A 14,116-nucleotide genomic window follows, 5' to 3' on the forward strand; every position below is an offset into this window, starting at 1 on the left:
GCAGCCTGGCAGCAGAGGATTACACAGATCTAACCTTCGAGCCTATAGATCTTCCTCATAACCGCCACTTGGCGGGTTATTCTGTTATCGTTGTTTGCATAGCGGCATTACTCGATCTTGCTCTTCCATTCCAGCATGCATACAGATGAGCGGCAGCAAAGGTATACTGTAAGTGGAGGTGAACCGGCATGCTATCATCTGGCGAGAAACAGGACCGGCAGCGGCTGACAGAAGAGCATTGGCAGGCTATTCTGGCAAATGACGCAAGGTACGACCATCGGTTTATATATGCGGTCATGACGACTGGTATTTTTTGCAGGCCATCCTGCAAATCCCGGCCCCCCAGACGGGAGAATGTCCGTTTGTTCAGCAATGCCCCTGATGCGCTGTCGCATAGCTTCAGGCCATGCAAACGGTGCAAACCGACAGGCGAGCGCCTGCCCGATCATGAATGGGTGGATCAAATCAGCAGTTATCTGGATAATCACTACAGAGAACCGATAACACTTGAGTTATTAGCAGAGCTGTGCCATGGCAGCCCTTATCATTTACAGCGCACCTTCAAGCGGATCACCGGAGTTACGCCTGTGCAGTATCTGCAAAGGAAGAGGGTAACTGCAGCAGCAGAGCTATTAAGCAGGAGCAATCATTCGGTAGCTGCGATTGCAGCTGCTGTGGGATTAACCAGTACCGCTTACTTCATAACCCTGTTCAAACGGATAACGGGTGAGACACCTGCTTGTTACCGCAGAAGCAGGGAGAATACAATCGAAAGGAAATTCAGCCATGAAATCACCGATTAACTGCAGTTTATACTGGACGCGATTTACTGGAAGCCACGGAAGCATGCATCTGGCTGCAACGGAAGCTGGTCTGGTATTCGCCGGTTCCTGGAGTGATTCATTCCGGGAGCTTGAAGCGTGGATGAATATCCGTTGTCCAGGTTATACGATTGTTCGGGATGACAAAAAGCTGCAGCCTTATACGACTGCACTTGAAGCGTTCTTTCTGGGGGCACGGCGGTCCTTTACAATCCCTATGGACTTGCGCGGCACACCGTTTCAGAGAGCTGTATGGGATCTGCTTGGCAGCATACCTTACGGTGAGACTAGGTCGTATACGGATATAGCCGCTCTGCTCGGCAGACCAGCGTCGGTCCGTGCTGTGGCAGCGGCAATCGGTGCTAATCCAGCTCTTATCTTCGTTCCCTGCCACCGCGTGATCGGCAAGAACGGGTCGTTAACCGGTTATCGCGGAGGCTTGAAGATGAAGGAAATGCTGATCCGTCACGAGCTTACGCAGTCAGGAATGGCTGACCTTGCACAAAAGTCCGGTAATTAGCTGCTGCACTCTGCCTGCAGTATCTGTTCGTATGGATATGGAACCTTTGGCCAATTATAGAGATAGGTTCTCGAAGAAGGTGGGATGACGATGGAGGACAGGCTGCTCTCTGAATTGGCTGAATTTACAGCTGAACTTGAGAGTAAAGAGGCTGCGGCCGTTTATGTGGTCCCCGACCAGGTCATAAGCGCTGTGAGGAAAGCCAGATCGCTGGAGCGTCTGCTGCATGAGATATTTATGCAGGTAAGCGGCAGCGGGGGAATTGAACTTCAGTCAGTATTGCGCAGAGAGTTCGGAATCAAGTCAGAGCTTACGGATCGCTTGAAGCAGTGGGCGCCCTACAGCAAGGATCATTTCGAAGATGAGCTGCATGAGGCTATAGACCGGGCGGATATACGGGCCGGGAACCAAGGGATATTCTTCGCAGGCACCCCGAGCAAGCAGGAGGCGGCAGAGGCTCTCGCCTTGCTCCAAGGCATTGCCCATGCGGCAGTGCAAATACAATTTCGTCCAGATCCAGCTGATCCTCAGCTCTTTGTTGAAATTCTTGATAAAATCCTGCAGTTCTATGCCCTGCCGAATACTTATCCGGAAGGCAGTGCTATCCAGTACCGGAATCTAATTTCGGAGGAACGACTTAGGGCTGTGTCGGATGGTCATGAGGCTGTGCTAATAGCCTTAAAGCAGCACGCTAGACAATGGTATCAACATGCCGGATGGACATTTCTGGAGAGCAGAGAAGGATACTTTTCTTATGAAGATGTACGAAACTTTTTGTATGTCTTGAGCGAAGAACAGCTAAACAAGCTGAGAAACGATTACATCTGCCACATTCATGAAGAATTCCAGCAGCTGAAGAGGAAGCCAGATCTGCACCGTGCCAAAGGTCTGCTTCATATGTTGGAAACTGTACTGAGCTGGACACCTCCAATAATGATCAACTGAAAACCCCCAAACGCGCTTGCTGTGGCTTGGGGGTTTTGTATAGAACAGCCGAAAAATAGGAAAGGACCCGTCCATCGCTGGGCGGGTCCTTCTGTTGGCTGGCGGAGTCATTCCATATGCAAAATCAGTTTCCCCTGCGTGACGTTACCATTATAATCAGTAAGCGTCCCAGTCAGAGTTAAACCGCCGAATTTGCGAAGGGTCCGCACGCTAAGCCCGTCTCCCAGGGGATCGAATTCCGGGCCGAGCAGCTGCTGCACGGTGAATTGGGCGACACCTTCCGTGAACGAATACGACCTGGTAAAGCCGGATACCGTGAAATCGCCGCTCTTTGTGTCTGGAGATGCATGGACGCTGATGCCGGTAAACATGGCAGAGTCGGGCAGGGATCCCGGCAGCGTGAAATGTATGGTGTTCGTGTGGGGTCTGATGACAGCCGGATAGTTCTTTCCGCCAATAGCAGCATAGGCCGCGAAGATGACCGGCGGCGTTGTGTCCGTCTGGCTGGACTGAACCGTTACGATACAGTTTGCGGTAAAAGCGCCGGAAGACGCCTTAATCATCGTCGTCCCTCTGGTCTTGGCTGTAACCAGACCGTTCTGATCTACATCGCCTACAGCCGGATTCGTTGAGGTCCAGGTCAGCTGCTTATCGGTTGCATCTGCCGGATGGAAAATCGCCTGCAGCTGAGCGGTTTTATTCGAATCCGTATTTAAAGTCAGTTCACTGTGATCCAGGCTTAGCCCTTCAAGCGGCGAATACACGTTTATATCCCATGACCTTGTAATCGTGTCTTTGGCAGTGATCGTGACGGTGGCCGTTCCGCCGCCCACCGCAGTAATCGTATAGGAGACATAGTATCTGCTCCCGTCATCTGGACAGGATATGGTAACGACCGACTCATCACTGGAAGAGCAGGAGAGTAATGCAGTTTCTGTTGCATAAGGCGGCGCAGCACTGGCATTCAGCTGCATGGACTCTCCCTTGGTCAATTGATTAATCTCACCTTGTACATAGATGTCTTTAATCTGTGCAGGGACCGGCTGATATTCAAACAGCACGTCTTGATCAAAATCCATGTAGTCCGTCATGATTCCATATATCTTTCCATCCTCCAGCTCTTCGAACCCTCTAAAGTAAGAATAGCCCGAATACGGCAGCAGACTGTCATGTATGGATTCCGTTATGATGGCAGAACCGTTCATCTGTGAATTGGTATACCAGTAATATTTCTCGCTCCCGTAAATGACCTCTCCACTCGATGAGAGGAATAAGGGGATAACAACTCCATTGTCGGATAAGGGGATTGTTAATCCGGTTTCTTCGCCCTCTGGGGATCTAAGAATGTGCTGAGATTGCTTCTGGTAGACAATCCATCCGTTATTGAACAAGAAGGGGAGTGGACTTCGGTTATAATAATAGTTGGTATCCGAAAGCTCATTTCGCTGACCGTTTTCCAGGACAAGGATGGCGTATCTTTCGTTTCCTGGTGTTGTTCCCACGTAATCATCATAGACAAGCTTAGAGCCATCGTATGCGATATTGTCCTCGGGTGTAATGTCCGTAAGCTCCGTATGTCCGTTAGAATAGAGGACCAGCTTGTTGTCCGTCGTGGTATAAGCGAGATGGCCTTGCGGTGACAGACTGATTAACCTCAAGAACGGATAATTGTTTTCATTCGTAATATTGCGGTAAGAATGATCTCGTTTATCAAACAGCCACACATGCTGCTGACCATCTGTGCGTACAACGAATGCAATATAATCGCCGTTATTTCTCATCGTGTCGTTAACGATACCATCTGTAATTTTGCGAACGGAGCCATCCGACCATTCGTACAGGCTGTAGCTGTAATCATCCCAGCCGGTTCCGGACTTCGTCCGCGTTACCAGCACAGCACCCTTGCCAGTCAGGTAGCCACTCTGCAGATTTTGGGTCGGAAAATTGACCGAGATATCTGTATTGGTTTGGCGGTCGTGTATACGGATTGCATTGGTACCGAAATAGAGGTAACGTTTAAGGTCGAAATCACTAGGCGAACTGCTGAACTCGTCGATAATATTCCGCTCAGCCACCGCAACCGGGACAGAGCTGCACAGCAGAATAACTGTGAGGCATAACGCTGTAATCCACTTTGGACGGACGTTAGACAGGAACCTCATAAACGGCACCTCCATAATTATTAATCAAACTGTATACAGAGTTATATAGCGAAGCAAAGATCACAGACCACCTCCCTAATCCTCGCAAAATAAGTCAACTTTCTGATGTTCGCGTTATGTGTTAAGATTTAGAAGTGGAGAAACCGTCATAACGCGTAATGCGACCGATATCGAACTTATTATACAAAAAAGCATTCGATATGCACACAACTTTTTAGGTATGAGAACAGGTATGAAAGGCCAGGGCAGCCGAATAATAACACCAGCAATATTAATCATGTGCTCGCCGTTAGTCTTCTGACCAGCTGTGCAGCGGCAGTAAGATATGCAAGAATTACGCTCTCTCCTGCGAGATCAACCGGATCAACAGAAGAAGTGAAAGAGTATATTAACGCGACAGGAGGAGGAAGACATTTGTCTCGGGTGAGAAAGGGCTATGTATTGCGTTATGCTGATGGCTGCTTCTTCATTGAAGAGGCACCGTATAAGGTCAGCCAGCTTGGGGATGCGGAAGTGTACTTCAAATACTTCGACCTGCTGGAAGCACAAGAGAGAGTCAAGCGTCAAACCGGTGAAAGTGCCGAAATTGCCGCGGTAACCTTTACAATTGCTAACACAACATTTGTTTAACCGAGTTAGTCATTAATTGCATTAAATATATGGGAAACAACAAAAAACCAGTAAAAGCAGCTCTTCCTCAGACTGCTTTTACTGTTTTTTTTGCAAACAGTTTATATGACCAGACAGATACTTATTCCTTTGGCACCGCAATCTTCCCCCGCTTGGCCTTTGATTTACCGCCATACAATTTGGTCGAGAGACGGGATGCATTCTGGAATAGAATAATGCCGACAGCTGAGATACATATAATATAGATGCCTGCGAATGGTTTAACCGTATCTGCTGCTAATGCTGCAATGATAACGGAAAACTCTCCTCTAGAGACAAGAGAAAGACCGGCGCGCAGTGACGGCTTGGGATTTAGACCATACCAGCGGCCGCCCAGGTAACCCGTTGCAATTTTGCCTGCGATCGACCACAAGAGAATGACACCGAGCAGCAGTGGCATGGGAACTCCCTCGTCGAATACGATTGTCGTGCCGAAATATACGAAGAAGAAAGGCAGCAGCAGATTGCGCATGGGGAGCAAGGAAGCTTCAATCTTCTCAGTCTGTCTGGCCTCAGCGAGCATTAGGCCGGCCAGGAAGGCGCCAAGCACCTCCGACAGGCCAAGGTACAGTGCGAGTCCGCCATAAGCAAATGCGCTTCCGCCTGAGAACAATACGAACAGATCACTCTCATGATTGCGGTCAATGAACCGTCTTAGTTTGGCGAATACATATCTGCCTGCTAGCACAGCTCCCGCTGTTAAGGCCGCCACTTTTCCCATTACACCAAGGAACAGCAGTACAGTCATCTCTTCTCCAGAGGTAAGTGTTACCAGCAGTACGACCACGATTGGCGCAACCAGATCCTCGAATATCAGAAGCGCAAGAATGAACTCGGATTCGGCATTTGCCAGCCGCTTGGTATTCTCCAGAAGCTTGGCCGTGATTGAAGAGCTGGTGGCGTATACGAGGCCTGCAATCAGCAGGGATGTCGTAACATTCAGCCCGAACAGGATACAAATTAATGCCGTCACTCCCAAACTCAGCAGAATATCAAGCATGCCGCCGCGCCATACCCTGGACGCAATGCTTAGCAGCCGTTTGGCCGGAAACTCCAGTCCCAGCAGGAAGAACAAGAGAATGATGCCGAGCTCCGCCGCTGTGTGGATCAAGTGATCGTCAGTCAGGAAGAAGGAGAGGCCAAGTCCCGTAAGAATAAAGATAATGACGCCGGGAATACGCAGGCGGTTCCCAAGCGCCGCGCCAACGAACAGGAATAACAGCAGTAATCCTGCAAGCAACGGAAAAGGCAGATGACTGTTCATTATTCTGGTTCCTTACGACATAATGCCTCCAGCTCCCGGACCTGCTCTCGCTTACCCAGAACCATCAGGGTATCGCCCGGATGCAGCAGAATGTCAATATCCGGAACTGCCTGAACATCATCCTCCTTCACGATGCCAATGATGCTAGCACCTGTACGGGAACGAATACGCGATTCTGCAATGCTCTTGCCTGCAAGAGGCGATTCAGGGTGAAGCTCCAGCCATTCAATCCGAATCTGCTTCCGGAAGAATTCGAGCCTGTCGAGATCGACGGGCTGGTACAATGCACCTAGAAGCTGAGCGCCCAGCTCCCGTGTTTCCTCGGAGGAGAGGTTGATGCTGAAATCCGCTTCATCATTATCGCTGTCCTCGAAGAAATACAAGTCCCGTTTGCCAGTATGGTGAATGATGATAACAATCATGCTGTTCTCAGCGGTAATGAAGCTGATTTTTTTGCCGATGCCCGGCAGCTCTGCCGATCTGATCTTCATGGCATTCCCTCCCTATGTATATATATGTTTTTCCCCAATCAGAGAGGAAGGAAAACAAGGCAGTCATATGATACAGCAAATAGGAATCGTGCACTCGGAATGTTGTTCCTGCTTTTGGCACAAACTAAGCCAAACTAGCGCGGAGGGGTTCTCATTCATGACAAATAACCTGTTCACAAGCATTACGGTTGGAGGCATGATCGGTCTATACATAAGAACAGCTTGTTTCGACAACTTATATCAGTTTTCCTTATCGTTCCTTGATTAACGAACGAACGATATGGCAGCAGCTTAATTATCCGAGTATACTGAAAGTAAAACATCATGAAAACGCTTACTTTTTTCTGCCGGATCGTGATATATCATATTTGTAGACTCACAGTCACAACTGTAGCCGCACAGTCTATTTTTTTGCATGGAGGGGAAGACATCATGAGCCGTAAAGTGCCGCTGCTGATCCAGTTAATTGTCCTGTTCTCGGTTATATTGCTCTTCATTCTGGCTGCGACAAGCTATGTAGGCTACCGCTATTCAGCCCAGATTATTTTGAATAAAACCTCACAGTATCTGCAGGAGTCTGTCGCACAGCTGAGGGGGAAGATTGATGTCAAACTGCTGGAATATGATAAGCTGCTGCAGCTGCTGATGTTCTCGGAGGACGTTCAGGAGCATCTGACAAGAGTAGAGGAGAACCAGCGGCCGCTGTTGAGCGTTTATGAGGTCGAGCGGCACTTCTCCAGAATCGGACGCTATCTTGAAAATGATGTTGTCATCCTGCTTAATGATCTGGCTGACAACCATTATAGTTCCACAACAACCCAGTCGCTGCCTTGGCGGGGAGAGGCGGAACTGGCTGTTAACCTTCCCTGGTATGAGCGAATAGCTGCAGGTGAAGGCAAAATGGTCTGGGTGTCCAGCCTGGTCTGGAGGAATGGGCTGACGCCCGCTGTCGTAGGAGCGAGACAGGTAAATAACCGCGAAACGTTAGAGAAGCTCGGCAATCTGTACGCGGCCTTCCCCGTTGCAGGCCTTGAACGGATCATTGGCCAGGTCAATCTCGGGCAGACAGGCAGCATACTCATTATTGACCCTGAAGGCAGGGTGGTATATTCCAGCCGGGAGGGAATACGTGCCGGAAGTCCTGCTGGCGGCCAGCTGCTTATGTCGCTGGAGCAGCATGCCGGTGAAATGTTTACCTGGAAGGAGGATGACACGCTTTCCTATGTGTCCTCATCCAAGTCGGAATACAGCGGATGGACTGTGGCTGCATTCGTTCCGGCGGATGATTTGTTTGCCGATTTAATGAAAGTTGGCCGCTCCACCATCGTTATCGGGATAGCAGGTGTTCTCATTGCCATTCTGTTCATTTCCTTCTTCTCCTGGACGTTCTCAAGCCCAATCCGGCTGCTCGCCCACAAGCTGCAGCGGCTGGATAAAGGTCTTCTGACGCCAGCGAAGACAAGGTTCAGCAACAAGGAAGTACATGTTCTGTATGAGAGCTATAACAAGATGCTCCGCGACCTGAATGAAACGGTGAGGGACCTGTCTGCCAAACAGATCAGCGAAAAGCAGGCCCAGCTGATTGCGATGAAGGCCCAATTCCGGCCGCACTTCCTGTATAACTCGCTGAACACGATCTATTGGACACTGGTTAACGAAGGACAGGATAAGGTAGCCCGTATGGTTCTAACCTTAAGCGACCTGCTGCGGTATAGTATTCAGCCCGGGTCGGAGCTAGTGACGGTTGAGCAGGACCTTAAGCAGCTGGAACGTTATCTTGATCTCGCACAAGCAAGGTTCGGTGACAAGCTTCATACAGAGATAGAAGTGGAGGATACAGTCCTGCCGAGTAAGATGATGAAGATGCTGCTCCAGCCGCTCGTCGAAAATGCGCTTACCCATGGTCTTGAACGGGTCAAGGGCCGGCCTTGGCGTATTCGCATCTCGCTGGGGAGACAGCAGGACCGGCTTCATATAGTTGTGGAGGACAACGGGATCGGCATGTCGGATGACAGCATAAGCAAGGTACTCGCTGGCATACCGGCAGCTGATGTAACCGAGACGCTGAATACGGGAATCGGACTAACCAACCTGAATCAGCGGATTGGTCTTATTTACGGAAGGGAGCATGGCGTTCATCTGTCTCGCAGCGATCTTGGGGGTCTCAAGGTAACGATAGATATTCCACTGCTCATGACGGATACAGAAGTAACGCCCGAATCGGATGACGAAGGGAGAATCTCATGATGAACAGACTGTGCCGATTAATCCCTGTATTGGTTATCATAATGCTAATGCCATTAGCCTGCAGCCCGTCACCGCCTGATGTGGAAGTTCAGAACGGTCCGAAGACTCGAGAGCCGGCTGAACTTACCCTGTGGCTTTGGCCGGGCACCGGCCTGGAAGAATTGATCGGGCAGTATGACCGGCAGCATGATGAGATTCAGATCAATGTTGTTACTGCGCAGTACGAGCATGTTCATGAGAACCTGCTTAACGCCTTCGCTGCGGGGTATGGCGCGCCCGATATAAGCCTGGTAGAAATCAGCTTCCTGGAAACTTTCAAAGCTTTCCCCGGACAGTTCTACAATCTGGCGGACTATGGAGCGGAAGAACGGCAGCCGCTATTCCTAGACTGGAAGTGGAACCAGGCTGTTGACGGCGGCGGATCCATGGTTTACGGCCTGCCTACTGATACCGGTCCTATGGTAATGGCTTACCGGCCGGATCTGTTCGCGGCTGCCGGATTACCGGCGGACCGCTGGGAAGTGAGTGCCATGATGACCTCCTGGAACGATTTCCTGAAGGCGGGTCAGCAGATTCGGGATCGCACAGGCACAGCTATGGTTGATACCATTAACATGCTTTACCGGTTCCGGCTCGCTCAGGAGCCCGAGCAGTATTATGACCGGGATACCGGCGGACTGATCGTCAAGCAGAGCGAGGCTGTGAAGGGCGCCTGGAGTTTGGCAATGAAGGCGAATGAATTGAATTTGTCCGCTGATGCGCCGACCTGGAGTATACGCTGGGGTGAAGGCATTGAGAAAGGGGATTTTGCCGTCATATTTGCTGCAGCCTGGCTGCTGGATCATATCAAGCAGACCGCTCCGGGCGCCGCTGGCAAATGGGATGTCGCATTTGTTCCAGAAGGAGCGGGAAACTGGGGCGGGTCGTTCCTGACCCTGCCGAAGCAGGGCAAACACCCTGAAGAAGCCTATAAGCTTATCACTTGGCTAACCGCACCTGAACAGCAGCTGCGGATGTTCAACCGGAACAACAACTTTCCGTCCACACCGGGTATCTATCATACAGAGAGCATTCAGAACAAGCGTGATCCTTATTTCAATAATGCCCCATTGGGGAAAATCTTTGCCGAGGCGGCGGCCGAGGTCCCGATGGTCTATGAAGGACCCAGGCAGCATCAGATTACTACCATTATGGAGAACGCCATATTCAAGGTGGAGCGGGGAGAAGCCGAACCAGCGCAGGCTTGGCAGGAAGCGATGGATCTGATAGACCGGACGGTCAAGACCAGGAGGTGAGCAGCTGTGAATATACTTCTTGTTGATGATGAACCGATCGTTCGGAGCTCAATGGCACGAATGATCTCCGGTATAGCGGACCATTACCGGCTGCACGAAGCTGAGGATGGGGAGGACGCCATTGAAATGCTGGATAGCCAGGCGTTTGATCTGGTAATTACGGATATACAGATGCCGGCCGTTGACGGTCTGGAGCTGGCCGGGCATATTCGCGGGCACTACCCTGATACTGCAATTGTCATGTTAACCGGCCATGCGGAATTCGATTATGCAAGGCGAGCTTTGGCATATGGTGTGAAGGACTACCTATTGAAACCGGTAGCTGTTGATGTTGTGAAGGGTATCATCGCTCAGGTAGAAGAGAGATTATCCAATAAACGCAAGCAAGCAGAAATTACCCAGCTGCGCACCCGGGATTTATTCGAGAAGAAGGTGACGGACCTGCTCTATGAGATGCCCCTGCCTTATTATGATGAATCCCTGTTCCCTGATTTCAGGGAGCTGGGCGTGATGTGTCTGACATCATCAGATCCCGGCTTCCGGACAAGGAATATCCGGTTTTCCATTAAGAACATGCTGAGTGATCTGCTGGCCGAATACGGCACATCGGTAACCGTCATTGAGGAAACACATCTGACCTGTATTCTGTTCCTGAATAACGAGCGGGAAGCAGACTGGGAAGGAATTCTAGAGAATGCGCAGGAGACGATCAGCGGAATGCTGCGCTTGAAGCTGACGATCAGGCTGGGCGGCACAGCCCGTGAGCTGTCTGCCGTTAGTGAGCTGTATCAGAAGGCGCTAAGGCAGATCGGAGTCCTTGAACAAGGACCGGAGAAGAACGAGCCGGAAGCGAAGCTGCACCGCATTATTAGAATGGCCAAGGAGACGATCGACAAGGAATATGCCTCCGAGCTGACGCTAACTGCTTTGTCGGAGAAGCTGTTTGTCCATCCGAACTATCTGTCATCCCTGTTTAAAGCAGAGACGGGCCAGACGTTCAGCCAATATGTAACCCGCACTCGGATGCAGCATGCCCGGCGGCTGCTGAGAGAGACGAATTTGAAGATTTATCAGATCAGCAGCGAGGTCGGCTACAGTGATCAGGTTCACTTCAGCCGCGTCTTCAAGTCACTCGAAGGCATGAACCCGTATGAATACCGTGAGAAGCATGCGCGTACCTGAACCGCCTGGGAGAACTTAATAATGAGGCCGGACCGGAGGTAACCCTCCGGTTATTTCTTTTGGGTGTAAGATTCTCAGGTGAACATCTTAAAAAACATCAGCAAATATGAAAGCGCTCACATACCTTTAATGGTTCCGCTGAAGTACAATTTAATCAGGACGAAACAGAAGTCCACTTACACCATAGGGGGATGAAACACAATGAAGAAACTCGGAATAATGCTGATGAGTTTTGTGCTTGTTTTTTCCTTGGCGGCATGCGGCGGCAGCTCCGGCGGCAGCACTCCTGCTAATAATGCAGGAGGCGAAGCATCGGGAAGCGGCGGTCAGAAGCAGGTAACACTGAATATGTGGCTGTTCACGGGTACCGGACTCGAACCTTTAGTCGATCAGTATATGAAGGAAAACCCTCATGTGAAAGTAAATATTCAAGCGCAAGAATATGCGGATCATCATAACGGCCTCGTTACAGCACTTGCAGCAGGCAGCGGCGCACCAGACATTTCCCTGGTGGAGATTGGCTATCTGGATCGCTTCAAGGCAGAAGAGAACAACTTCCACAACCTTGCGGACCTCGGCGCAAATGACATTATGGGCAACTACCTGGACTGGAAGGTTGTTCAGGCATCCAGCCAGGACGGCAGCTTCATCTTCGGCCTTCCGACTGACGTAGGCCCGATGGCTATGATGTACCGGACCGACATCTTCGAGCAGGCTGGCCTGCCGACTGACCCTGCAGCATTGCAGGAGAAGATCAAGAGCTGGGAAGATTTCATTACCGTAGGCAAAACGATCAAGGCAGAAACAGGTAAGCCAATGGTCGACAGCATCCTGTCCGTATTCGATGTTGTGAAGGGCCAGAAGAATGAGCACTATTTCGACAGCAAGGGCGAGCTGATCGCGGGAACAAATCCGGAGATGAAGAAAGCCTATGACTTTGCCGTTCGTGTAGCCAAAGAAGGGCTCTCAGCGAACATTGCACAGTGGACACCAGAGTGGGGTGCAGGCATGAACAATGGCGACTTCGCTGTAATGCTTTCGCCAGCCTGGATGATGGGCTTCATGAAAGGCAATGCACCGGACTCGGCTGGCAAGTGGAATGTCATTCAAATGCCTGAGGGCTCTGGCAACTGGGGCGGTTCCTTCCTGACGCTTCCAAAGCAGGGCAAGAACACAGAAGAAGCCTACAAGCTGATTTCCTGGCTGCTGTCTCCGGAGATGCAGCTTGAGAACTTCAAGGCAAACGGCAACTTCCCTTCAACGCCTTCCATTTATGACAGCGAAGCCATCCAGACATTCAGCGATCCATTCTTCAGTGATGCACCGGTAGGCAAGATCTATGCCGAAGCCGCACAGAAGGTAGTGCCAGTCTACTATGGACCGAGCTATGTGATTGCGAATACGCCGATCACGAATGCGCTGGGCGAAGTACAGAACAATAATGCGGATCCGGAAGCCATGTGGAAGGATGCCATTACTCAAATTGAACGTGAACTGAGAAGATAACAGGGAATCATGACGCCGGCCGACAGCGAGTCGGCCGGCGTAAATGATTCACGAGGGAGGCGCCAAGATGCAACCGAGAATAGGCACACACACGAAGAAAACCCGCAAGCTTCGCAACTCACAGTCCTTTAAGGACCATGTGTCAGGTTACTTGTATATAGCCCCTTTCTTTATTCTGTTTGGCATATTTACACTGTTTCCGATCCTCTGGTCTGCCCAGATTTCCTTCTATTCCTGGAACATCCTGGGGAGCAAAGAGTTTATCGGCTTTCAAAATTTCATCTGGCTTCTGACAGACGACCCTAGATTCTGGAAGGCAGTCGGCAATACGTTTACATTATGGATTATTAGTACGATTCCCCAGCTGTTCTTCGCACTTGTCCTGGCAACTGTACTTAATCAAAGCATGCTGAAGGGAAAAGCTCTTTTCCGGACCGCTGCACTTATTCCGAACGTTACCTCGCTGGTAGCGGTGGCTGTTATTTTTGGCAGCATATTTGGCACTCATTACGGTATTCTTAACTGGCTGCTCAGCCAGCTTGGATTCGACAAATTTAACTGGCTGGCTTCCTACTGGGGCGCTCAGTTCGCTGTTGCGCTAATGGTCACTTGGAGATGGCTCGGCTACAACGCGATTATTTATTTGGCGGCTCTGCAGAGCATCCCGAGTGATATATATGAGGCGGCCAGAATTGATGGCGCTTCCAGAGTCCAGCAGTTTTTCAATATTACGATCCCAATGATGCGTCCGATTATCCTGTTTACGGTAATCGTATCCACGGTTGGCGGCATGCAGCTGTTCGTTGAACCGATGATATTCGCCGGAGACCAGGGGGGGTCGAAGGGACAGGTGCTCACCATGGTGCTGTATCTGTATACGACCGCCTTTACCAACAACCAATTCGGTTATGCTTCCGCAATAGCCTGGTTGATGTTCCTGATCATCGTAGCGTTCTCAGTATTTAATTTCTACCTGACGCGCAAAATCAATTCGGCGGACTAGGAGGGGATACA

At 50.4% G+C, this 14,116-nt stretch carries 12 protein-coding genes; 9 read left to right on the top strand and 3 right to left on the bottom strand.

Going from position 1 to position 14,116, the window contains the following annotated elements; genetic code table 11:
- Positions 1-188: 188 nt before the first annotated feature.
- The 3 genes from DNH61_RS03355 (at position 189) to DNH61_RS03365 (ending at position 2,286) form a co-directional block, all read left to right on the top strand.
- Positions 189-803, top strand: coding sequence for a bifunctional transcriptional activator/DNA repair enzyme AdaA (locus tag DNH61_RS03355; protein ID WP_111145255.1), 615 nt, complete (start codon positions 189-191; stop codon positions 801-803).
- Positions 787-1,341 carry a methylated-DNA--[protein]-cysteine S-methyltransferase gene (locus DNH61_RS03360; RefSeq protein WP_111145256.1) on the top strand — a complete coding sequence of 185 codons (555 nt, stop codon included), beginning with the start codon at positions 787-789 and terminating at the stop codon, positions 1,339-1,341. The genes DNH61_RS03355 and DNH61_RS03360 overlap by 17 nt, the downstream gene beginning before the upstream one ends.
- Positions 1,342-1,431: 90 nt before the next feature.
- The gene (locus DNH61_RS03365; protein WP_111145257.1) at positions 1,432-2,286 is read left to right on the top strand and encodes a Clp protease/crotonase-like domain-containing protein; all 855 of its coding nucleotides are present in this window, start codon (positions 1,432-1,434) and stop codon (positions 2,284-2,286) included.
- A gap of 107 nt (positions 2,287-2,393) precedes the next feature.
- Here DNH61_RS03365 and DNH61_RS03370 read toward each other — a convergent pair whose 3' ends face one another.
- Entirely contained in the window at positions 2,394-4,448 is a 2,055-nt protein-coding gene (locus tag DNH61_RS03370) for an Ig-like domain-containing protein (RefSeq protein ID WP_181438566.1), read from the bottom strand.
- Between the two features lie 414 nt (positions 4,449-4,862).
- On the opposite strand from DNH61_RS03370, the gene DNH61_RS03375 reads away from it, so the two are divergent.
- Complete coding sequence (locus DNH61_RS03375) at positions 4,863-5,078, top strand: hypothetical protein (RefSeq protein WP_111145259.1); 216 nt, start codon at positions 4,863-4,865, stop codon at positions 5,076-5,078.
- A gap of 121 nt (positions 5,079-5,199) precedes the next feature.
- On the opposite strand, the gene DNH61_RS03380 is transcribed toward DNH61_RS03375, so the two are convergent.
- Entirely contained in the window at positions 5,200-6,381 is a 1,182-nt protein-coding gene (locus DNH61_RS03380; protein ID WP_111145260.1) for a cation:proton antiporter, read from the bottom strand.
- Positions 6,381-6,872 (bottom strand): cation:proton antiporter regulatory subunit, encoded by a 492-nt coding sequence (locus DNH61_RS03385; RefSeq protein WP_111145261.1) that lies wholly within the window; start codon positions 6,870-6,872, stop codon positions 6,381-6,383. The genes DNH61_RS03380 and DNH61_RS03385 overlap by 1 nt, the downstream gene beginning before the upstream one ends.
- A 432-nt stretch (positions 6,873-7,304) precedes the next feature.
- On the opposite strand from DNH61_RS03385, the gene DNH61_RS03390 reads away from it, so the two are divergent.
- The 5 genes from DNH61_RS03390 to DNH61_RS03410 all read left to right on the top strand — a co-directional run bounded on the left by DNH61_RS03390 (position 7,305) and on the right by DNH61_RS03410 (position 14,105).
- Complete coding sequence (locus tag DNH61_RS03390; RefSeq protein WP_181438567.1) at positions 7,305-9,119, top strand: cache domain-containing sensor histidine kinase; 1,815 nt, start codon at positions 7,305-7,307, stop codon at positions 9,117-9,119.
- A complete protein-coding gene (locus tag DNH61_RS03395; RefSeq protein WP_111145263.1) occupies positions 9,116-10,414 on the top strand; it encodes an ABC transporter substrate-binding protein in 1,299 nt (432 codons plus the stop codon). The genes DNH61_RS03390 and DNH61_RS03395 overlap by 4 nt, the downstream gene beginning before the upstream one ends.
- Before the next feature lie 6 nt (positions 10,415-10,420).
- Positions 10,421-11,596 carry a response regulator gene (locus tag DNH61_RS03400; protein WP_111145264.1) on the top strand — a complete coding sequence of 392 codons (1,176 nt, stop codon included), beginning with the start codon at positions 10,421-10,423 and terminating at the stop codon, positions 11,594-11,596.
- 201 nt (positions 11,597-11,797) lie between these two features.
- Positions 11,798-13,102 (top strand): ABC transporter substrate-binding protein, encoded by a 1,305-nt coding sequence (locus tag DNH61_RS03405; protein WP_111145265.1) that lies wholly within the window; start codon positions 11,798-11,800, stop codon positions 13,100-13,102.
- Between the two features lie 67 nt (positions 13,103-13,169).
- On the top strand, positions 13,170-14,105 hold the full coding sequence (locus DNH61_RS03410; protein ID WP_111145266.1) for a carbohydrate ABC transporter permease: 936 nt from the start codon (positions 13,170-13,172) through the stop codon (positions 14,103-14,105).
- The last annotated feature ends 11 nt before the right edge of the window (positions 14,106-14,116 follow it).

This window comes from Paenibacillus sambharensis, from assembly GCF_003233845.1.
Classification (GTDB): Bacteria; Bacillota; Bacilli; order Paenibacillales; family Paenibacillaceae; genus Paenibacillus_I; species Paenibacillus_I sambharensis.